This window comes from Flavobacterium sp., from assembly GCF_035292545.1.
Lineage (GTDB): Bacteria > Bacteroidota > Bacteroidia > Flavobacteriales > Flavobacteriaceae > Flavobacterium.
This window is the reverse complement of the sequence record NZ_DATDPV010000038.1, coordinates 1-20,816: the sequence shown is the minus strand read 5'-3', so window position 1 is coordinate 20,816 and position 20,816 is coordinate 1. Positions and strand designations below refer to the sequence as shown.

Here is a 20,816-nt window from a genome sequence, read left to right as displayed (position 1 = left end):
AATGACAGCCTTTACTTTTTAATCTAATTTACTTGCTTTGTTTCAGCATCCATTCGTAAATAGCGTCTTCTCTAAAAAGATTTTCCACATTACTGTGATTTCCTCCAGGAATGATGGTAAATTTAACATCGGCTTTGGGTTTGCAACACTTGATTGCATTTACAATCTTTTTTGATTCTGAAATCGGAACAACAAAATCTTTATCCCCATGCTGAATCCATAATGGGATGGTCGCCAGTTTGCAAGCATCTTTTACGTTTCCACCGCCACAAATGGCTACAGCGGCTGTAATTTTATTTGCGTATTTTCCAGCAAAATGCAATGTGCCGTAACCGCCTAAACTCATGCCGCAAACATAAACTCGAGATAAATCGGTATTATAATTTTTTTGGACATACTTTAAAACCTCCAAGACTTTATCCGGATTCCATGAACCTGAAGCTACTTGTGGGGCGATTACAATTGCCGGAATTATTCTCCCTTTTTCGATAGCACGTAAAATGCCATAACGCTTTACTCGATTAATATCAGTTCCGGATAAACTTTTTCCGTGTAAAAAGATAATTATGGGAGCTTTCTTGTCTAAAACTTTTTTGTCAGGAAGATTAATCCAAAAAGGATAATCAGTTTTCCCAACTATAGTTGTAAGCTGTGCTTGTAAAAGATTAATGCTAAAAATAAAAAGTAAAAGAATAATATATTTTTTCATGTGACTTTGAATGTAGGGCTAAAAAGTGCTGCTAAGTTAGCCTTTTTGATGGCATTGATTCTATTTATGTTAAATGTGTTAGTTTTTTTAAGATTTGAAATTGATTTTTGAAGTATGATCATATCTAAAAAAGCTTCCCGAAACCAGGAAGCTTTTTGATAAGAGTTGTCGTTTTTGGACTATTTAATGATAATTTTTTTGCTAATATCACCTTCAGTTGTTTTAATTTTTACAATGTAAGTTCCTGAGTTTATATTTTGTATGGGGATTTGTATATTGGTTTGCTCTTTGTTCGTGATATCCCATTTAGAAATAAATTGACCCACGATATTGAAAAGTGATACAGCGCTCACTTTGTTGTCAGAAAAATTTGTAATATTTAATTCCTCATTGGAATGGGTGTACATTACCTTTATGCCTTGGCCTTCGCTTAAATCATCTTCATCTAAAGAGGTTTTGTCGTTGTGATCATTGTTTTTTTTATTTTTAAAACACAAATAAAAACGATTATCAGCTATTCCGGCAGGAAGTGAAATTTCAAATACTTGTTCTCTTATATTGTGATAGATATTGGTTTGTTTATCATGAATATAAATTTTCTGATTTGTATCAAAATTTTCCAGACTGTCTAAAACAAATTGTACATTTCCTTGAACTGCTGTCTTGATTTCAAGTGGATAGCTATTGTTTTTATTAAAGAAACCATCTCCTTGAATGGTCAGTTTTGTTGTTCCATTCATAAAGCACATGTCATTTGGCTGATTGTCAATGTGAATGCCATCATAACCAATATCATAACCGCTTGTCGCATTTTCATTCATGAATCCAAGTAAAAGTTGTCTGTGGTAATTGTTATTGGAGTTAAACCCTAAACGAATTTTGGAAAAAGTATCTTCTTCATAAACATCATTATTATTGTTCTCTAAAGAAGTTACCATCGTTAGTTTATTGCTATTGGTTTTAAATAGTTGGAAAGAGGATGCGTGGTCTTCTTTAACAAATAATCTTTGGGTATTATTAAAAATAATATTCCCTCCGGTTGCACTTCCCGCCACAAAAAAAGCCTGACCTACCGGAATAAATCTCTTGGCAATTTTTGTATTTCCACCTAAACCGTTTATTTCTGGCGGAGCAACCGGTGGTGTTCCACCAGTTTTTGTGTATGCCGCATAACCCCCCTGATAACCAGCTAAATTATGGGTATTGTTTAAGCTTGAATGCTCCCAAAAATAGATGGTTCCTGTAGTTGCGGATACTCCCGCTAATGAGGAAATATTATCATCTATGAATTGATTTGCATCTATAGCTGAGGCATAAGGATTCCCGCTTAAATTGATGTTGTTTGCCGCAATGGGACTTGTTATTGTACCATTAAAAGGTTTTCCGATGAAAGTATAATTTTGAGTTGCACTTGTTGCTCCGCTTCCTTTTAAAGTAAATCCTTGGGCAGGAGTAAGGGCGCCTGTTTCAAAAATTTGTGACCAATTTGAATAAGCATTACTTACATTTTGAAATTTAAAAATCCAATGACGGGCCAGGCTAATTGGGGAGCCTGGAGATCCGTCATAGCCTCCAACCCAATTGATATTTATTGGGCTTGCAGGGTTTGTTCCGTCTTTAAAAACATTTCCAACAGAATAATTATTATTATTTGTCACGGCATTAATTGGTCCGACAGGAGATGACCAGTAATTATAGTTGTAGAGGCTCGATTGGCCTTGTTGGTCTCTTTCTACACTTCCGGAGCTTGTCGGGTCTAAATCGCTGTCGGTAGTTTGTACTAATTGAGAACGTCCTTGTAAGTCGATTTTTCCATCTAATTTGAGATACCAATCATTTTGTAACTTAGAGTCATTACTAATCTCTAGGTTTTTTGAAGAATTGATGATCATGCCTAAACAGGTAAGATTAGTGTTGGAAGTAATGTTATGGTTCACGATTATAATAGCGCAACTATTATCTACAGCATCCTGACCAATAATTTGATTAATTGTAGAATTAACAGCGGAAGCAACTGACCCTGTTTGTTTTGTTACAAAAGGCATCGGTGCTTGTTGAACTTTAATATTTTTTACATTAAAAATTTTGGTTCCGGTTGTTACATCAGTTGTTGTTGTGGTGTGATCATCAATTACATTATTTTTGAAATTGTCCATTTTGTAATACCGTTTCAGATTAGACCAGGGAAGTGAGGCAATATCTTTTGGAATTATAGTACCTTTAATCAGTCCATTGTTATCTTGAATTTCCTGATAAACCATTTTTTGTAATTGTGCATCGGTTAATGCCATGTCAAAAACACGAATTTCATCAATATTTCCTTTGAAGAATTTATCGTTTGCAGATGGGTTTTTTCCAATTGTTAAAAGGGAAGCATCTGCTGTTAAGGTTCCGGAAATAGCCGTGCTTTTCACCATTGTTCCGTTTATATAGAGTTTTAATAAACTATTGCCACTGTCATAAACCACTGCTGTATGAATCCATTGGCCAGCATTTAAGGCTTTTGGTGCAGTAATAGTTATGCCATTCGCTATTGCTTGTAATTTTCTGGCGCCATTTACTTTCAATTGCAGTTTGTCCTGCGCGACAATTATGCCTTCAGATGAAAATAAATTGTTTAGATTTATCCATGCCATCAAGGTTGCATTCGGCCATCCATTAATTACAGACAGGTCTTGGCCGTAATCATTTCTTCCGTCGAATTCGATAAATAATTTGCGTTCTAAATTCCTAGGGGAACCAAAATAAGCAGTATCAGTATCAAAAGTATCCAGAATACCATCTTTATCAATATCTGTTGTGCTGTCAATTATACCATCATTATTACCATCAAGACTGGCATAAAGAGTATTTGAAATATCTAAGGAAACTCCATTTGAAGTAATATCGATATAATCAGCAATACCGTCACCATCGGTATCTAAAAGATAATTTAGAAATGGAGCGTTTATAGTTCCCTGATCAGAATTTCCATAATTATCGATTCCATAGTCAAAAATGTCTAATATTCCATCCCCAAAGCCTTCGTTTACTCCGTCTCCATTGGTGTCTTTATTTCTGAATGTTTCTGTATCGAGGCTGTCTCCAATACCATCACCATTAATATCTCCATCACCATTTACAAAACCTGAAGCAGCATTGCTATTTCCTGCGCCAGATTCATCCACATCAAAAACACTATCATTGTCGCTGTCCAAATCTATGTAATTTGGAAATCCGTCTCCGTCAGAATCCAAAACTAAATTCATAGGAAATTCAGCGCTATCATGAAGTCCGTTTCCGTTTACATCTATGCAGGTTACATCCATTCTTCCTTTTCCATTACTCAAATGCCCTAACCCTGCTTCAACTATTTCAGGAATACCATCATTGTCCGAGTCTAAATCAAAAACATCCGCAACACCATCATTGTCTAAATCGCATAATCGCTGGGTAATTAATATATCATCCAAAGCGAGGTCATTACCATAGCCGCCTGTCACATTATTGATGAATATTACTTTGAAGGAGGTCACATTGAAGTTTAAATCAGCTGTAAACTGATGCCAGTCTCCCGTCAGATTTCCTGTTGTGGTTGGGGCTATAGCTCCAGTGTTGATCGCCGTTAATAAATTGTTATTAATGTCTCTGAATTCTACTCTGACATTTGGTTTTAAAACACTACCAACATTGGGGTGGTTTGTTGGTATAAGATTGATAACCCAGAAACTATAAGTAATAGGAACATTGGGTAAAACGCCTGTCATTGTAGCGGTATAGAAAACACCGGGAGAGTAGGAAGCGTTAAAAATTGCCATTCTGCCATTTAAGTCACCCGTATGATCCCTGCCCATATACCAGCTGGAAGCAGCCCATGAGGCAATTTGAGCACTTGGACCAATAGTGTATTCTCCGTCATCTAAACTATAACTACTCAGTGTTGGACAAGTTATAGTATTGATACCAGCAGTCCCGTCCTCGTAACAATAAGTTGTATTTGCGTTATTGGTAGTATTGATTGTTGTTCTTGGCCCTGAACCGAAGGTTTCATTTAAGAATTTATGGTTTACTTTATGTCCATTAGAACTATTGCAATTGGTTTCTTCCGTAACATCCGGAATACCATCATTATCATCATCATTATCGACATTGTCATAAATGCTGTCTGCATCACTATCGAAAAAAACTTGATTTCCTGATCCTTTGATTTCAAAAATATAGGGATTTTCATCAGAGTCATTACTTGCTATTGATACTGTTGCAGTCTTTATACCTATAGAGCTTGGATTGAATTTTATTTGAAAAGCAGTCGTGTTTGTGCTTGTAATAGGAGTAATCGGAAAGGTTATTACTGAAAAATCTACGCTTCCTGTTATAGAAACTAATGGTGTGCCAGTTAGATTAACAGTGCCACTTCCAATATTTTTTATAGTAAAAGTTCTGGTTATTTGGTCAGATACTATTTGGGTAGATCCAAAATCAGTACCATTTGCTATTATTGCCATAGAATTATGAGCAATCGGGTTATTCTGACCGTAAAGGTTAATGTTGAACTCTTCTGTTGTTGTTCCAGCATTAGAACGGTAATCAACTTCATCAAATTGAACTCGTAAGCTTGTTGGTGTAGAGCTCCAATTAGTATTACTTAAACAATTAAATCTTTGGTTCATTATGTCTATTTGGGCAATTGCTATTAATGGGAAAACATATAATCCAGTTAAAATCAGAAGTATAGATTTTTTGTCGAAAATAGTGTTAGTATTCATTCTTTAGCTATTTAAATATTACATAACTAAAGTTATATATAAATAAATTGCAATAATTATAAAGTCGATATCGCGCTATTTTTTTTAGTTAAAGTACAGAATTGTAGTATTTTATGTTGGTTATTTGCATTTGTTTAATTTTTATAAATGTTTTTTTAAATAAAGTAAAATATATTTTTGAGATATGATCATATTAAAAAAGCTTCCCGAAACCAGGAAGCTTTTTGATAAGAGTTGTCGATTTTATGGCTATTTAACAATAATTTTTTTGCTAATTTCTCCTTCAGTTGTTTTAATTTTTACGATGTAAGTCCCTGAGCTTATATTTTGTATCGGGATTTGTATATTGGTTTGCTCTTTGTTGCTGATATCCCATTTAGAAATAAATTGACCCATAATATTGAAAAGCGATACGGCACTCACCGAAGTATTTTCAGAAAAATTTATAATATTTAATACATGATTGGAATGGGTATACATTACCTGCAAGTCATCGTTTAGATCGCCTTCATCTGACGTATTTTTGTTGTTATTGTTTTTATTATTTTTGCTTTTAAAACACAAATAAAAACGATTTTTAATTATTCCGGCAGGGAGTAGGACTTCAAATAATTGCTCTGTTATATTATGATAGATATCGGTTACTTCATCATAAACATAAATTTGCTGATTTGCATTAAAATTTTCTAAACTATCTAAAACAAACTTTACATTTCCTTGAACAGCGGTCTTAATTTCAAGAGGATAAATCCTGTTTTTATTAAAGGAACCTACTCCTTGAATGGTTAGTTTTGTTGTTTCAGCCATGAAATACATGTCATTTGGCTGATTGTCAATATGAATGGCATCGTAACCAACATCATAACCACTTGTGGCATTCTGATTCATGAACCCAAGTAAAATCTGTCTGTGATAGTTGTTACTGGAGTTAAATCCTAAACGAACTCTGGAAAATGTGTCTGCTTCATAAGCATCATTATCATTGTTTTCTGTAGATAACATATTGTTGCTAGTTCTAAACAACTGGAAAGCTTCAACATCGTCTTCTTTAACGAATAGTCTTTGGGTATTATTGAAAACAATATTGCCGCCAGTAGGGCTTCCTACAACGAAAAAGCTTTGGCCAACCGGAATAAATCGTTTAGCAATTTTTATATTTCCACCCAAACCATTAATTCCTGATGGTGCAATCGGTGGTGTTCCGCCAGTTTTTGTATATGCAGCATAACCGCCTTGATAAGCAGCTAAATTATGAGTATTGTTTGAACTGGAATGTTCCCAATAATATATGGTCCCTGTAGTGGTATATGCTCCGGCTAAGGAAGAAACATTATCATCTATAAATTGATTTGCATCTATAGCTGAAGCATACGGATTCCCGCTCAAATTTAGATTATTTGCTGCAACAGGACTTGTTATTGTTCCATTGAAAGGTTTTCCGATGAAAGTATAATTTTGCTTCCCACTTGCCGCTCCACTTCCTTTTAAAGTGAATCCTTGGGCAGGAGCAAGGGTGCCTGTTTCAAAAACTTGCGACCAATTTGCATAAGCATTACTTACATTTTGGAATTTAAAAATCCAATAACGGGCTAAGCTAATCGGAGTGCCCGGAGATCCATTGTACCCTCCAACCCAATTGATATTTATTGGGTTTGCCGGATTTGTTCCGTCTTTTAAAACACCTCCAACAGTATAATTGTTATTGTTTGTCACAGCGTTAATTGGGCCAACAGGAGATGACCAGTAATTATAGTTGTATAAATTGGATTGTCCTTGTTGGTCTCTTTCTATACTTCCTGAACTTGTTGGGTCTAAATCGCTTTCTGTCGTTTGTACCAATTGTGACATTCCTACTAAATCTATTTTTCCGTCTAGTTTTAGATAACTGGAAACTTCAATTTTTGAATTATTTTCAGCACTTAATTTGTTACTATTTACTAATAATCCCAAAACTGTCTTATTGCCATTTGAAGTAATATCATGTAAGGTTTTAACTATATTCCAATCTATTTTTGTTGAACCATCTACGCCAATACTATTAGGAACATCCCAAACAGGATAATTAACCCAAGTTTCATCAGTTTCCCAACTACCATTCGCAACAGAGATATAAGGTATTGGCGCGGTATCCGGTTCTGGAACACCGATACCTTTCAATTTACCATTTTTTAAGTTACCGGATTTATCTACTAAATAGCCATTGTCTACATCACTTGTTTTATTCATTTGATAATAGCCTGTCAAATTAGTCCAACTTAATCCATTGATGTTTTTAGGTATAATCGCTCCTTTAACATTGCCACTACCATCGTTTGTGATTTCCTGATTCATCATTTGACGAATTTGGTTAGCAGTCAAAGAAACATTCCACATACGCAGTTCATCTGCATAACCATTATAATAATTATAAGGCGTGTCAGTATTTTGACTCATAGCACCCAAAATGAAATCAACAGTATTCGATGTTGGGTTTACAACAGAAGCGGTAGTATTGTCTAATATTCCGTCAATGTATAATTTATAGTTAGTGCCATCGAAAGTAACCGCAATATGGTACCATCTGTTAGTGTCAATTGCATGAGTGGCAATTATGGAATTATTGTTCCAATTGAATGAAATAAGATTGTTTACTAATCTTAAATCATAGCCATCAGTCGAACTTGGGCTAAGATGTTTTGAAAGTATAACTTGTGTATCGGCATTAGTAGCGTTCGATTTGACCCAAGCTTCTATGCTAAAATTACCACTGTTTAAATTAAAGTTATTTTTAAAGTTAATATTGTCATCAACTCCATCAAAATTCACAACATTGCAGAGTGAAAAAGTAATTACAACGTTGTCTGTGGCACAACTTGTAGCCCATCTTAAGGTATATGCGCCAAGATTAGGGCTGAAAAATGTTGAAGTGGGGCTTGTGATATCTGAGAAAATTTCTCCACCGCCAGCAGGTCCACTAACAATTTCCCAAGACCCCGCTGCTCCTGCTGATGCTTCTAATGTAGTAGATTCTCCTCCACAATAAGCCATTTTATCCGGACCCGCCATACTTGAGAAGCATGAACTTGCATCAATAGCTATTTTAATTGAGCCATCAATTGGTAAATGACAAGCTGTTGCATCATATCCTTGAAAAAAATACTCGGTAAATGGAGTTCCTGATATAGCACCCGTACCTGTTATCGTACCTGTTTCTAAAGAGACTTCAGGGCTACAGCCGGCACTTAATATAATGGCACAATCTGTTGTAACATTAAGGGTAAAGCTTAAATCGGCATAGATATATTCAGGATGACCCGCGGTTATAGGTAATACACCCAAATCCCAAATAAGTTGATTTGTTGCCGAATCAAAATAAGGAACGTTGGTTGTAGTGAATCCGTTGTAGGTATGGTATGAAATAGTTGCTCCTGTATTAAAAATTGCAGTTGCCGGAATGGGAATTGAAATTATGGTGTTATTCGTTGCTTCGGTACCTTGATTTGTAATATTGAGGGAATAATTGATTGTTTGTCCTGGTAATGCATTTAAAACGGCAGGGTTTGTAACATTATTAATGGATGTTACGCTTATCAATCCGGTTGGTTCCGGGATATAGGCATCCACTGACATAGCAAAACCGAATATGGTAAATACGTCAGAAGTAGAGCCAAATCTAAAAGTAGTGGCAGTTTGATTATTGGCTATTACAGAATTTGATGCATTCGGAATTGTAAACATACTAAAATCAACTCCTGTGTTGTTTTGCAAAATAGGATTGCTACTGCCTACAGCCGGCAGAGGGAATATAGAAGAATTGAAGAAATTAGTGGTTAAATTCCCTGCATGATTTAAAATAGAATAATTTCCAGGATAAACTGCAGGATCCTGATTTAACTTTTGCACCGCTAAATAATCTCCCGATAAGGCTATATCTCCTTCACTTGCGAGTAAGCCAAGTTTCATATTCACCTGTCCCGATCCAACAGTTGTAAATCCTGAAATCGGGATTAGGCCATATTCACCACCAACAGCCTGTCCATTAATATAATCATACCCATCAAAAAGAGTTACGGCACGACTTTTCATTATAGGATTCTCATAAATAACAACTATAACCCAACCTCCCGATAAACCCGGATTAGCATTCGTACCTTCGGTCAAAGCTATATCAGCAACAGTATAGGCCCCTGGACCGTGTGCTTTTACATAATCGGTGATTTCTTGATAGCCAACATAAATTCCGCTTTGGGCAGCTCCAGGAAAACGTATTTCAGAATTTATACCGTTAGTGTTTGCAGTGATGGTTTCATAAGTTGTAGCGCCTGGTCCTTTCAAAGAAACTACTCTTTTATCGTAATTTTTTGTAATGGTTGCAAACGCAGGAATAGTACCTGAAACATTAACCGCGGCAGAAGAAGTGGTTTGAGTATCTGGACTGTTTAAGTTTGTTGCTGTGCTTCTGATTAATTGGTTAATTGTTAAATTTACTGTTCCATCCACTATAACATACGGGGTTGCAAGGGTGGCAGTTGCAGTAGTTCCTGATATGGTAATTGTTACGGGAATATTTGTGAACGCGCCACCATTTACAGAAAGCCTTACAGTTGCCGGTGCAGCATTATTGCTGTAATGAAAAGTATAGGTATTGCCATTTCCCGAAAATGTATAAATTGGACTACGATTTGTACTACCTTGATTATCCCTGGTTATATTTAAGGAGTAATTGGTATTAGCAATAGCTTGCGCGTGATTTATGGTTAAATTATTATTGATTGCCTGTGTACCATTTGGAACCTGTTTTGAAACTACAAAGGTATCGGCGTCATCCGATTTTCCGGTCCAATAAAGTCCTGCGAAAATAATAGTTGAACAATTTTGATTAGCACTATTTTCACCCGAATTAGAGAGTTCAAGGGTAGCCATAGAAGAATTCCAAGTATTGGCATCACCATCAATATCGATGTATTTCATGCTATTTGTCTCATTGTCAGAGCTATTTGTGTAATTGACAAGAGTTAAATTAGTGTTGCCTAACATTGTAAAATCACCCTTAACGTTGTAGATCGTTTTGGTAGGTGTGGCAGAGGAAGTTCTTTGCAAAAAATTAACTTGCGGCGCTATCTGTGTTTGAGCTATCATTTGGATAGGTGCAACAAAGAACAGTAATAGTAAAAAAACTAAAGTAGGAATTAGTTTATCACTTAACAGTAGGGTAGTTTTCTTCATAATCTTTGGGGGCTTAGATTATTTTTCGGTTACGTTAAAATAATGGATTCAGGTTTTTTATTCAGGCATTTTACATATTATCTGTGCTTATATTATGATTTTAATTTAAATTATTTGTTAAAAATACAAAAGTGTTTTTATTAAATATGGATAATAGGTGATAAAAATCGATTAAAAGTAGTTTTTTATTGATTTAATAATAAAATGATTACAATGAATTTGTTTTTACGATTCAAAATTAAGTAGGTATTTTGAATAAAGTACTATAAATATCGATAAAAGACATAAAATCACGATTAAATACATTTATGTTATATTAAGAGATGTTTTTTCTTTCAATTTATTTTTAACATTAGGAAGCTTTTATAGTCATTAAATTGCGAATTAAAACAACACAATTAATTCCTGAAATACGCAACAGAGATCAAATAATGTCTGGATAGAAGAGATTTATTTTGGCAAAAAGGAATTATAAGTTAAATGTGTCGACCAAAATGGTCAATGCAAAAGGACTTTTTAAAAATATTAAACAGGTAATGAAGAGGTATAAAGAAAGTCGGTTTGGAATGTTTTTTTTTTAACTTAAAATTTATCGACTCTTTATAAAAATATAAAACAAAAAAAATCCCTAAACTATTGTAGTTTAGGGATTTGAATTTAGTAGCGAGGACGGGAGTTGAACCCGTGACCTCAGGGTTATGAATTTTAAAGTCTTTGCAAGCCCCAATGTTTATAAGCTTTTGCAAAGCCTTTTTTTGAATAAAAGTGTAAATCGTATGCGTTTTAGTATTCCTAATTTATAGTATTTTAAAAATCTATATAATATTTTCATTTTTTAGAAGTAGATACATTTTCGCTCTGCTCTCTGCTTCATTGTCGCCAAAACAAATTAAATTTTGGTATTCGCCGTTTTTAGTTATTGATGTAGCAATTACACCATTGTACCAGTATCTAGTTACAAAAAAAGAATTTTCATCATCAGATTTAGTACAATCTAAATGAGCTGAAACTCCATGATTCTCATTGCTGGGTTCATGTTTTTTATATACTTTACAACTTGAATTTGGCTCGTCTACGAGGGTATAATGATTCTCATTCAAAAAAATATCACTAGGTAGCAAGCTCATTATCTCTTCAGAAGTGTACGCAGGAAATAGGAATTCACTATGAGAAAGATCTGTAAAATCTACATACTGGTCCCCATTTATATTTTTGTAGTGGCTTAAGGCAGCATGAACATTAACTCCTGATTTAATTAATTTTTCACTCGTTTCTAAATTCGTTATTAGATTTTCTATTTTCATTTGTTATGAATATTATTGAACATTATTTTAAGTATGTAAAAACAGATTATTAAAAAGCTAAAATCTTTTCTTTTTCAGACCAAATTATAGGAGGTCTCGTTGTTTTTTCATCCAAAAGATTTAAGATTGCTCCGGATTTAAGAGTGTTATAACCATTGGATTGATTGTTAATGAGAGTTATTTTTTCTTTAATATTATTTTTGTATTTTGATTTTTCTGTAATTTCAAAATTAACAATTGACTTCCGTAAATCACTTTCAAAATAGTGTTGTGTAGAGCCTGTAACATAAGATATTAAAACTAATTTTTCGCCGTTAGATACAATTGCATTGAACTTAATATTTTTAAAATCATCTAATGGAGCATTTACTTTTAAAGATTTTCCAAAATGTTGTTTCAAAAATATGTTAGCATCTTTTTTGAATGTTTCTCTTTCTTTTTCTTCTTTAGGGTCTTTAAATTGTATGAAAAAACTATTAACGACACCTACTGAAAAATTTGCTAAATCAAATATCAAACCAGGTAGTTGTTCGGGACTAATACAGTCTTTATAATAATATAAATTTCCTTTAGCATCAATAGTAGTCTTGATTTCATAATTGTATTGATAATTATTAATTATCCTTTTAAGAATATCTTCTGATTCATCAAAAGTTGGAGTATCATATATATTTTTATCAATCCATCCTGCATCTGTAACTACAAATCTATCTTTTTCGAATTTTACAAAAATTGAAATAAATTTATTGTTTAAAGTCGAATAGGCAGTTATCACTTCTAGAATGTTTTCTCTTTGTTTAAAGTTTGTTAAACCACAAAAAGTTTCTTTTATACTATCTTTTATATGTTGAATATCCATTATTTGAATTTAATATTATTTAAATCAAAAGCAATGTTAATTTCAAATCCGGGTAATATACCGCTATCTATACATTCGGGTAATTCTTTATTATTAACAAATGTATTTGCTTCATTGCAGAATAGAGAAATGCCAAAATCGAGATTGTTGGCAATTGCTTCTGCTTCATTTTGTTGTTTTAAAATTGTATTTTGGTAAGCGAACTCCCTTCCCTTTGAATCAAAAGTGTTGAAATGGGGAGTTGGTATTTGTCGGTCAGCAAGTTTTACCGATTCATCAGAATTCCGATGTGCTGGACCATCTGAGTCAAATCTGAAATATGGTGTATTGGATAATTTTTTGCATCGTAGTTTTATCCCATACTTATATTCCATGTTGCTTTTTTCAACTATAAAATCAATGGAGTCATTGGTAGATTTTAAAATAGTTGCCGAACTGCCAGCGGCCCATCTTGGATTACCTTTTTTTTCGGAAAGATAGATTTGCTTACTGTGGATTTGTTTTTCTTCATTTAGAAGTTTAGAAAAGAAATCAGATTGATTTGCAATGTCATCATTAATTTTAATTAATTTAAGCATAAATTCTTTTTTAATTTAAAATTTAAACATCTTAGCAATAGCTTCCTCTGTCTGTTTCGATATTTCTTCTTCAATTTTTTTTTGAACTTCTTTTCCAAATTTATCACAACACGGATTGAATTTAATTGAATCCCCGCTCACTTTTGCATTTGGTTTTTCGTTATGTTCTTTACACGTTTTATTTTGAAGAGATCTACATATTTTATTTAAATCTAATAGTGTACTCATAATATATTAATTGTTTAATGGTTACTAAATTATATTATGTGGTATTTGGTATGCGCAATCCTTTTGCAAAACATTTGCAATTTGTGTTTAATATCTAAAAAATCGCTGTAGATCTAAACTAGACCAACTTAATGATCTCATTGGTTTCATAGGTCTCATTTCTCTCATCGATTTCATGGGCTTCATGTATTTCATCGATTTCATGGGCTTTATGAATTTCATTGGTTTCATTGGCCCTCCATTTGCATTCTCATTAAAAAAAAGATACTGTCCATTAGGGGCATTTATCCATCCATTATCAAACCAACCTATATGATTTCCATTGTAATTATATACGGAATTTTCATATATATATCCAAGTGGGCTTCCATTATAGTCGAAAAGATGCTCATTGTCATCAGTATAAAATAAAGCCATGCCACAATTATTATAAAATGTCATAGTATAGTATTTTTATTCATAAGTGGTATATAACATGCTGATACAATTGCGGCAAACTAATTTGCCAAATTCAGCAGCTTTTTCTCGAGTCTCTTGTTCGTTTAAACGTACCGCATCTGTTATCCAATAACCTTGTGACGGTGTAATTTTTTTGCACATACAATCAACTGATATTTTGTAATTTGAACCTTTTGAATGACCTTCAAAAATATGGCTCTCATCAGTGTCATTAATTCTAAAAAAACTATAAGCCTTTTTCATAATATTAGTTTGGTAAATTATGGGGTATTTAATCTTTAACTAAAATCAATGTATTGTATTTACTGCTTTTCTCCTTTTTTGCCTTTATAGGCGTTGCGTTAGACTTGCGTTTTTATCATAAAAAGAACTTCTTTTTATAAATTCTTTTTAATTCTCCTAACGAATGATCGTCTAAGAAATATCTGTTTATCTTACTATCATATGCTAGCTTTTTATATTCTGTTAATTGGTCCGACGTCAAAATCTTTCTGAACTCAATCTCTGACTTATAAATAACCGGAGCGATTTCTTCGTTTTGCTCAATATTAATTCTTGCTAATTCTTCTTTCTCTGTTTTCCAAACGATTTCAGATTGCCCTTTCTGTGCATTAGTAAGGTTTAAAAGTCCAACCGCATCATTCTTACCTTTAATAAATTCTTGCTCTGTAAATTTAGCATTGCTTTTAGCTTGCATCATTGTCACTGTTTTTGTGATCCTGCAACTTGTAAAAAATGCCAAAGAGGCAATTGCGAATAATAATAAAATATTTTTCATTTTATTTTTTGTTTATGATAATTCCTACGAATATACAATTTAATTAAGACTAAAGACTAGGTTTACTACCCTTAAGTAATTTTTTTTCATTCTCACAATCTTGCAATTTGATTTCAACAAAGCCAATTTTTTCTTTATAAAATAATATCATTTCGTCTTTATTGGTGCTGGTTATTTTCAATAACTCGTTTTGCTCTTCCAGAAAAGCTATTTTTTTATCATTTGAATTGATTTCGTATGTATTATCAAGATTATTTGAGTCTTGAAATATTTTTTCCCTTAACATTTCGCCTTCACCAAGAATCAACCAACGCAAATTTAAATCTTGAAACTTGTTTGCAATATCTTCAATAATTTCAACTGATGGTTTCTTGTTTTCGTCTTTCAATCGGTTCAATTTAGACGAAGAATCGTATTTCAGACCATTTAAAGCGAAATCGTTTAAGTTTTTAAATCCCTTATTATCAACAAGTTGTAATAATCTTTTGAAAAATGTATTCATATTATTGAAATATGTTTGTATAATTGAAACTTGTTTGTATATTTGCCTTGTTCAAACGTTACATAAACATTACAAACGTATTGCAAAACAATAACTACGAATGTAAAAAAAAACATTGTAACAAGCAATTAAAAAACAATGTTGGATAAAGAAAAACAAGGCAACAAAACGCCTTTTGCAAAACCCCTGGAAAGGGTGTAATTGTAAGACTTTAACTAAAATTTAACAATCCAAATAGTGTGCCAAGATTATGGATTTAACGGATAATTCAATTTTAACTATTGGAAAACACAAGTTTAAATTGCTCAAAAATGTTCCAAAAGAGTATTTGATTACCATTTATGAAAATCAAAATCCTTTTTGTCCTTATTTATTAAAATATGTAAATAAGAATATTGAACAAATAAAACACAAGGTTGCACAAATTGAAGAGCCTATTTGTAGCAAGCAAGCCTATTTTAATGAGAAAATTGCAAAGCAAATATTATTTGAAATTAATAATCAAACGCAAAAACACAAAAAACCAATAAGGGTTTATGAGTGCGATAAGTGTGGGAATTATCATTTAACATCAAAGCCATTGACTGATTATGATTAGAACATCAACAGAAAACCGCCGTTACAGGTTGCATCAAAAAATCAAACGTGCTGCGTTTCGTTACGCTTCTCGAAATAAAACGGTGTACGTTCCTGCAAACTCTGATTTGCAAAACAATGATGTTATTGAATTGAAAAACAAACACGGCTATTGCATCCAGTTAGAAATACCAACAGATTAAATAATAAAGTCATGATTACAGCAACCGAAAAAAAGCTTGTTATAAAAACTTGGGGAAAACAATACACTAGCTCCATTTTGCAAGGTTTTGCAAAACTGCATATAAAAAATGCAGACGGTAACGATTTTTCTCCCAATAGTATCAGTCTTTTAGTTTGCGGACACAGAGAAAATATTGCACTAGAAATAGAAATCATGAAACTGGCCCATAAAACAATCAAAGCAAAAAAGGTTTTGCAGGACAAACGCAAAAAACTATCTAAAAAATAATTATGGCAAATCAAGATTTAGAGCAAGCGCAATGGAGAGCCGAATGGCTAAAAAAATATTTTCCAAAAGGTTATGCTAAACCTTTTTCAGTTTCAGGAAAGCATCGCAGAGTTCTTGTACGTAAGTACTTATCATGGCAAATTCATCGAAAAATAATGATTTATCCGACTTTATTGCGGCTAAGGCAAAATTACCAAACCATTAAATAAAAAAGAGTATGAATTTTCCAAAATTAAGAATTGACGAATTATACGAATTTGTTAAAGAGGGCGGAATGAGCAAAGAGGAATTTAAGAGAATAGCTAGTAGGCATTTGTCCACTCAGGTAGGTCTAAAGTATAAATATTTGACATATTTACGCGCAAAACCCTTTTATATTCGGCTATTTCTTTTTCCTCTGTATCATTTAAATATGAAACGTACAAGAGGTAAATCGAATCTAATGCTTCAGAAAATCCAGCAACTATATCTTCAAGATGCTCCGGTTGTTCGACCGTAATACTTTGATCGAGTTCAGCGTATTCATTAGCATACACCATGAATATTTCATTTGCCTCCCTTTTAAAATCGATAACTGTCATAGTTCAAAATTTAGATCGCAATATAATAATAATGAGTCCAAAAGTCCTATCAATATTCAACAACGCCAAAATTTTTCTTTCCGCCGAGGAACTGAAAGACTTGGCCATGTGTATTGAAAAAGAAGTTGGAAAACCAGTTAAAAAAAAGATTACAAAACCCGACCTATTAGAGAACTGGACCATTGAAAGTGTGACCGAGAAACTAATGGCAACCCAATTTAGAAAAAAACATTAAAAATACCTCCAGCAATAGCTGAAACTCCCTAGACGTATTCGGGCAAATTTTGCCCGGTACTGACAGGTTATCAAAAAGTAATTTATGAACAAACAGCCTTTAGATTCAAAAGTTTTCTCGTTAGCTTCCAATCTTTTTGGATTTGGAAATACTACAAGAAAAAACGATACCGAAAAAGCCATTGCAATTGACGTTGCAAGTACATTGCAAATGAAAGACCGCATTATGGCAGTTTATCCGGCTATCACAGATGAAGCGTTTGCGGTTACGATGGACAATTACAGGAAGCACATTGCAACTTATAATTTTAAAACCCATGCTGAAAACGAATTAATTGAAGTTCATAATACCAATGTTGATCTATTCCGAAAAAACACAACACTTAACGAAGTGCAAAAGGAATTTTCTAAAGTCTTTTTGTTAAGCAACAAATCATTAAAACCAAGAGAATACAACGACAAAGCAGATGCCTTTTGCAATGAGTATGGTTTACTGGTTCCGAAAAAGAAAATCCAAACTGTAAAATACGCTACAGAAATTATTTTTCAAAATCTTTTGCATTTATACAATTCTCAGTTAATGAAACGCAACGAGCAATACATGAAGTTGCGCATTACTGCCATTAGACCCATAGAAGAATTTAAGATCAATTCTTTTTTAGTAACCCAACTAAAACGAAAAGACATACAAAGTTTAGACCTCTGTACAAAGACGGTGCGCAACCACAGACAACGTTTAGAAGAATGCGGTGTATTTGTAGATTACCACTTTGCAGGGCAAAACAGACCCGTAGAAGTGCATATAAACGCCGAAATTTTGACCGTTTTAGACCTCAAATCCTTAAAACTTGTCGTTGCTGATAATCAATTAGTTACCTCTCCAAACGAGAATGTTTTACCTGATAACAATGAGATTACAAGAACAGATTTAAATGAATGTCAAATGAAAGAGAATGTGAAAAACATTTCTCTTGATGATAAGGAGTTCCCTCCGGTCACGCCTTTTAATTTGTTTTTTACAAGAACACCAGCCAGCAAGAAGCAAAATCCAACTGAGGTGGCGGTGGGCGAAAGTGTTAAAGTTCCGGAAACTTTATCTGAAAAACTGCAAAACCTCATTATCCATCCGCAGGAACTTGCCGTAAATCTTGCCAGTCAGGAATATAACAATTACAAACCGATTGACATTCGTTGTTTTTTCAAAGAAGCGTATTCCGGCACGATGCTAAAAGAAGATTTCAGGGAATTAGTTATTCAGGATTTTTTCAAGGGAATGGCAAAAATTTACAAAAACAGTACGCCGTTTGCGGGTTCATGGAAAAAAGCCATTAATCTCTACATGGCAAATAAATGGATTTCATTCACTGGAGAAGCATTTAACAAAGCAGCTATTGCTGAAGATATTCAACAAATGCGTTGGCGTTCAGAATGGGCCCGAAAATGGTTCGTCAAACATGAGTTTACCCCTTTGTTTCCTTGCGATTATTTCGATATGACCAGAAAAACGTCCAAAGAAGTTGGTTTTGAATACACAAAATCGAAGTATGCAGAACATTTGCAAAACAAGGCGAAATATGAAGCCCTGAAAAAGAAGCAGGAAGCCAATGCAGTACGCAGAAAAACAACGATTAACCACGCAAAAAAATACGAAAATGAGGTAAATCGTTTCTTCAAAAACAAGATCACATTACCCCAATTATTTGATTATGTAGAAAAGAATTTACCATGTGAATTTTTAGAAAAATTACCCGCAATGATTGAGAAAAAGACATTGCAAATGAATACCAAAGTAGCTTTTGATGATGATTTTTTGAAATATAACCTAAACGAATTTTAATCATGCCAATATTTGAAGCCAATTCCTCAAAAATTAAAATGGTGATCCTTACCAAATCCAAACAAGAAAATGCGGTTTGGTGGTCCCCGATTAATCAGAACAAACGCCCGAATCATTTAATCATGTTAAGCATGCTCCGGAGGTTTGAAAAACACACACTTTCAAAAATTACCAACGTGGTGCAATTTTATGAAAACGGTCAACTAATAGCATCAAAAAAGATATGAGAAACATCGCTTTAAAGAAAATCGAAATTGTAGAAATACAAGTATTGCAAAACGAGTTACTGAACTTTTTAACATACCAATCGTACGAGGTACAAATGATTGATAAAACCGATAATAAGTTTTTGGATTGTGTATTAATCACAGATATTTTACAAAAACTGTATTACAGCTTCAGAAGCAAAATCGAAAAGACCAGTAAAGCTTATGCGACAATAAATTTAAGCCCAAGCGAAGCGGTCATATTGATATTATGTTGCAATAGCACTAACACGATTCGAGGAGATTTTGAAAAATTCGTGTTGCAAAAAACATCGGATTTAATTCACTGGCACTTAATGAGTATATAATTAACCAATAAATAAATTCAATATGAAACAATCAATTTACAAACGTTCGAAAAGAACCTGGACTAGTGAGCAAGAAGCATTTTTTGATGTTTGCGAAAAACAAAACCTAAACCCTGATGCAATTGCAGCGGAACACACCGAAAAGCATTTTGTCTGGAAAACCATCATTACCGATGAAACTCCAATTGCAACCGTATTGCAAAACACACCCTGCGAATTTGCAAAAGAAGATTTTACCAAACAGGAAGCAACGCAAAACGCAATGAAAGACCTAGATACATTCGAGGGCAATCTAAAAGCAAGTCATAGCGAAACGCATTATGTGTTTGCAAAAGTGAGATAAAAAAAAAGTTTAATCGGTTATCAATAAATTATATGCTACCAAATCCAACAAAAAAACTACCGTATTCAATTACAAAAGCACAATTAGTTAAAATGTGTTATCCAGTACCGGAAAGGGCGGTAAGAAATAGGATAAACATAATAATTTATGATAACCGAAAAGACAAGGGGTTCTATAAAGATTTATCTATAAAAGAGGTAATCAGAACCCATGTTGTAGAGCATCATGAGATCAAAGAATATTTTGAAACTTACGGACTTCCGCCCGGATTTGAATTTTAAATTATGAAAAGAAAATTACAAAAACCACTAATGAATATACTATCAACTATACTAATAATAGCAATTATTTTGCTGATAAGTATCAGAGTATATTATAAACTTTCTGCAACATTGGGCAATTGGACGATTGCAATAGTAATCGGTTTTTTTTGGTTTTGGGTCGCAACGGTTGTTTATTTATTGATAGGAGTACTAACTGGAAAAGAACGATGACCCGCAAAAAACACTTTCAGATTTTGCTTTTTGTTATTTATCGGTTAAATAAACAGCAGTTTTAGGACAAACCTTAAAACTGCTGTTTTGTTTTAGTTTTTTATTTACTGCTTAATCAAAATATATTCTCCGGCGGGAACCGTAAAATCCGAAGGTGGGGGTGGTGTGCCATCGACATAAACACTTGGTCCTTGTCTTCTTGTTTTTATTTTGATGGCTTGCTGTCCGCCTTGCATTATTCTTCTTACTACCATTGTCCCATAAGATTCGGTATCCGAAAAACTTAACATAACTCTTTTCTCATTTAATGCACAATCTGTGCACAATGGTCTGTTGGT

General features: G+C 33.5%; 22 protein-coding genes. 9 read left to right on the top strand and 13 right to left on the bottom strand.

Annotation, left to right across the window (positions count from 1 at the left end; all coding sequences use genetic code 11):
• Nucleotides 1-28: 28 nt before the first annotated feature.
• The 11 genes from VI621_RS06405 to VI621_RS06355 form a co-directional block, all read right to left on the bottom strand.
• Nucleotides 29-709: an alpha/beta hydrolase-fold protein gene (locus tag VI621_RS06405; RefSeq protein ID WP_324217554.1), complete on the bottom strand. Its 681-nt coding sequence runs from the start codon at nucleotides 707-709 to the stop codon at nucleotides 29-31.
• Nucleotides 710-888: 179 nt separating this feature from the next.
• The gene (locus VI621_RS06400) at nucleotides 889-5,454 is read right to left on the bottom strand and encodes a LamG-like jellyroll fold domain-containing protein (RefSeq protein ID WP_324217553.1); all 4,566 of its coding nucleotides are present in this window, start codon (nucleotides 5,452-5,454) and stop codon (nucleotides 889-891) included.
• A 249-nt stretch (nucleotides 5,455-5,703) separates the two neighbouring features.
• The gene (locus VI621_RS06395; RefSeq protein ID WP_324217552.1) at nucleotides 5,704-10,659 is read right to left on the bottom strand and encodes a LamG-like jellyroll fold domain-containing protein; all 4,956 of its coding nucleotides are present in this window, start codon (nucleotides 10,657-10,659) and stop codon (nucleotides 5,704-5,706) included.
• A gap of 815 nt (nucleotides 10,660-11,474) precedes the next feature.
• On the bottom strand, nucleotides 11,475-11,963 hold the full coding sequence (locus VI621_RS06390; RefSeq protein ID WP_324217551.1) for a hypothetical protein: 489 nt from the start codon (nucleotides 11,961-11,963) through the stop codon (nucleotides 11,475-11,477).
• A 49-nt stretch (nucleotides 11,964-12,012) separates the two neighbouring features.
• Nucleotides 12,013-12,822, bottom strand: coding sequence for a hypothetical protein (locus VI621_RS06385; RefSeq protein WP_324217550.1), 810 nt, complete (start codon nucleotides 12,820-12,822; stop codon nucleotides 12,013-12,015).
• Nucleotides 12,822-13,400, bottom strand: a complete 579-nt coding sequence (locus tag VI621_RS06380; RefSeq protein ID WP_324217549.1) for a DUF6978 family protein — start codon at nucleotides 13,398-13,400, stop codon at nucleotides 12,822-12,824. The genes VI621_RS06385 and VI621_RS06380 overlap by 1 nt, the downstream gene beginning before the upstream one ends.
• A 15-nt stretch (nucleotides 13,401-13,415) precedes the next feature.
• Entirely contained in the window at nucleotides 13,416-13,628 is a 213-nt protein-coding gene (locus VI621_RS06375) for a hypothetical protein (RefSeq protein ID WP_324217548.1), read from the bottom strand.
• Nucleotides 13,629-13,715: 87 nt separating this feature from the next.
• Nucleotides 13,716-14,069, bottom strand: a complete 354-nt coding sequence (locus VI621_RS06370) for a 4-fold beta flower protein (RefSeq protein ID WP_324217547.1) — start codon at nucleotides 14,067-14,069, stop codon at nucleotides 13,716-13,718.
• 12 nt (nucleotides 14,070-14,081) lie between these two features.
• Entirely contained in the window at nucleotides 14,082-14,330 is a 249-nt protein-coding gene (locus tag VI621_RS06365; protein WP_324217546.1) for a hypothetical protein, read from the bottom strand.
• Between the two features lie 115 nt (nucleotides 14,331-14,445).
• Nucleotides 14,446-14,865: a hypothetical protein gene (locus VI621_RS06360; RefSeq protein ID WP_324217545.1), complete on the bottom strand. Its 420-nt coding sequence runs from the start codon at nucleotides 14,863-14,865 to the stop codon at nucleotides 14,446-14,448.
• A 49-nt stretch (nucleotides 14,866-14,914) separates the two neighbouring features.
• A complete protein-coding gene (locus tag VI621_RS06355; RefSeq protein ID WP_324217544.1) occupies nucleotides 14,915-15,253 on the bottom strand; it encodes a hypothetical protein in 339 nt (112 codons plus the stop codon).
• A 364-nt stretch (nucleotides 15,254-15,617) separates the two neighbouring features.
• Between VI621_RS06355 and VI621_RS06350 the strand changes: the two genes are divergently transcribed.
• The 4 genes from VI621_RS06350 to VI621_RS06335 are packed head-to-tail and all read left to right on the top strand — an operon-like array spanning nucleotide 15,618 to nucleotide 16,624.
• Nucleotides 15,618-15,965, top strand: a complete 348-nt coding sequence (locus VI621_RS06350; RefSeq protein ID WP_324217543.1) for a hypothetical protein — start codon at nucleotides 15,618-15,620, stop codon at nucleotides 15,963-15,965.
• Complete coding sequence (locus VI621_RS06345) at nucleotides 15,958-16,146, top strand: hypothetical protein (protein WP_324217542.1); 189 nt, start codon at nucleotides 15,958-15,960, stop codon at nucleotides 16,144-16,146. The genes VI621_RS06350 and VI621_RS06345 overlap by 8 nt, the downstream gene beginning before the upstream one ends.
• 11 nt (nucleotides 16,147-16,157) lie before the next feature.
• The gene (locus VI621_RS06340; RefSeq protein ID WP_324217541.1) at nucleotides 16,158-16,415 is read left to right on the top strand and encodes a hypothetical protein; all 258 of its coding nucleotides are present in this window, start codon (nucleotides 16,158-16,160) and stop codon (nucleotides 16,413-16,415) included.
• A gap of 2 nt (nucleotides 16,416-16,417) precedes the next feature.
• Entirely contained in the window at nucleotides 16,418-16,624 is a 207-nt protein-coding gene (locus tag VI621_RS06335; RefSeq protein ID WP_324217540.1) for a hypothetical protein, read from the top strand.
• Nucleotides 16,625-16,717: 93 nt separating this feature from the next.
• Here the strand turns inward: VI621_RS06335 and VI621_RS06330 are convergent, their stop codons facing one another.
• Complete coding sequence (locus VI621_RS06330; protein WP_324217539.1) at nucleotides 16,718-16,996, bottom strand: hypothetical protein; 279 nt, start codon at nucleotides 16,994-16,996, stop codon at nucleotides 16,718-16,720.
• A 31-nt stretch (nucleotides 16,997-17,027) separates the two neighbouring features.
• Here VI621_RS06330 and VI621_RS06325 point away from each other — a divergent pair, with 31 nt between their 5' ends.
• The 5 genes from VI621_RS06325 (at nucleotide 17,028) to VI621_RS06305 (ending at nucleotide 20,265) form a co-directional block, all read left to right on the top strand.
• Complete coding sequence (locus VI621_RS06325; protein ID WP_324217538.1) at nucleotides 17,028-17,231, top strand: hypothetical protein; 204 nt, start codon at nucleotides 17,028-17,030, stop codon at nucleotides 17,229-17,231.
• 84 nt (nucleotides 17,232-17,315) lie between these two features.
• Nucleotides 17,316-19,067, top strand: a complete 1,752-nt coding sequence (locus VI621_RS06320; RefSeq protein ID WP_324217537.1) for a hypothetical protein — start codon at nucleotides 17,316-17,318, stop codon at nucleotides 19,065-19,067.
• Between the two features lie 223 nt (nucleotides 19,068-19,290).
• The gene (locus tag VI621_RS06315) at nucleotides 19,291-19,641 is read left to right on the top strand and encodes a hypothetical protein (RefSeq protein ID WP_324217536.1); all 351 of its coding nucleotides are present in this window, start codon (nucleotides 19,291-19,293) and stop codon (nucleotides 19,639-19,641) included.
• Between the two features lie 22 nt (nucleotides 19,642-19,663).
• On the top strand, nucleotides 19,664-19,984 hold the full coding sequence (locus tag VI621_RS06310) for a hypothetical protein (RefSeq protein ID WP_324217535.1): 321 nt from the start codon (nucleotides 19,664-19,666) through the stop codon (nucleotides 19,982-19,984).
• 32 nt (nucleotides 19,985-20,016) lie between these two features.
• Nucleotides 20,017-20,265, top strand: a complete 249-nt coding sequence (locus VI621_RS06305; RefSeq protein ID WP_324217534.1) for a hypothetical protein — start codon at nucleotides 20,017-20,019, stop codon at nucleotides 20,263-20,265.
• A gap of 317 nt (nucleotides 20,266-20,582) precedes the next feature.
• Here VI621_RS06305 and VI621_RS06300 read toward each other — a convergent pair.
• Nucleotides 20,583-20,816 (bottom strand): DUF6705 family protein (locus VI621_RS06300; protein WP_324217533.1); only part of this gene is annotated, 234 nt, incomplete at its 5' end.

Coding starts and splice junctions, on each gene's coding strand:
- VI621_RS06320 (WP_324217537.1), top strand. CDS start 17,316: ATGAACAAACAGCCTTTAGATTCAAAAGTTTTCTCGTTAGCTTCCAAT.
- VI621_RS06310 (WP_324217535.1), top strand. CDS start 19,664: ATGAAACAATCAATTTACAAACGTTCGAAAAGAACCTGGACTAGTGAG.
- VI621_RS06360 (WP_324217545.1), bottom strand. CDS start 14,865: ATGAAAAATATTTTATTATTATTCGCAATTGCCTCTTTGGCATTTTTT.
- VI621_RS06345 (WP_324217542.1), top strand. CDS start 15,958: ATGATTAGAACATCAACAGAAAACCGCCGTTACAGGTTGCATCAAAAA.
- VI621_RS06390 (WP_324217551.1), bottom strand. CDS start 11,963: ATGAAAATAGAAAATCTAATAACGAATTTAGAAACGAGTGAAAAATTA.
- VI621_RS06405 (WP_324217554.1), bottom strand. CDS start 709: ATGAAAAAATATATTATTCTTTTACTTTTTATTTTTAGCATTAATCTT.
- VI621_RS06340 (WP_324217541.1), top strand. CDS start 16,158: ATGATTACAGCAACCGAAAAAAAGCTTGTTATAAAAACTTGGGGAAAA.
- VI621_RS06385 (WP_324217550.1), bottom strand. CDS start 12,822: ATGGATATTCAACATATAAAAGATAGTATAAAAGAAACTTTTTGTGGT.
- VI621_RS06350 (WP_324217543.1), top strand. CDS start 15,618: ATGGATTTAACGGATAATTCAATTTTAACTATTGGAAAACACAAGTTT.
- VI621_RS06365 (WP_324217546.1), bottom strand. CDS start 14,330: ATGAAAAAGGCTTATAGTTTTTTTAGAATTAATGACACTGATGAGAGC.
- VI621_RS06335 (WP_324217540.1), top strand. CDS start 16,418: ATGGCAAATCAAGATTTAGAGCAAGCGCAATGGAGAGCCGAATGGCTA.
- VI621_RS06400 (WP_324217553.1), bottom strand. CDS start 5,454: ATGAATACTAACACTATTTTCGACAAAAAATCTATACTTCTGATTTTA.
- VI621_RS06305 (WP_324217534.1), top strand. CDS start 20,017: ATGCTACCAAATCCAACAAAAAAACTACCGTATTCAATTACAAAAGCA.
- VI621_RS06330 (WP_324217539.1), bottom strand. CDS start 16,996: ATGACAGTTATCGATTTTAAAAGGGAGGCAAATGAAATATTCATGGTG.
- VI621_RS06325 (WP_324217538.1), top strand. CDS start 17,028: ATGAGTCCAAAAGTCCTATCAATATTCAACAACGCCAAAATTTTTCTT.
- VI621_RS06395 (WP_324217552.1), bottom strand. CDS start 10,659: ATGAAGAAAACTACCCTACTGTTAAGTGATAAACTAATTCCTACTTTA.
- VI621_RS06315 (WP_324217536.1), top strand. CDS start 19,291: ATGAGAAACATCGCTTTAAAGAAAATCGAAATTGTAGAAATACAAGTA.
- VI621_RS06380 (WP_324217549.1), bottom strand. CDS start 13,400: ATGCTTAAATTAATTAAAATTAATGATGACATTGCAAATCAATCTGAT.
- VI621_RS06370 (WP_324217547.1), bottom strand. CDS start 14,069: ATGACATTTTATAATAATTGTGGCATGGCTTTATTTTATACTGATGAC.
- VI621_RS06375 (WP_324217548.1), bottom strand. CDS start 13,628: ATGAGTACACTATTAGATTTAAATAAAATATGTAGATCTCTTCAAAAT.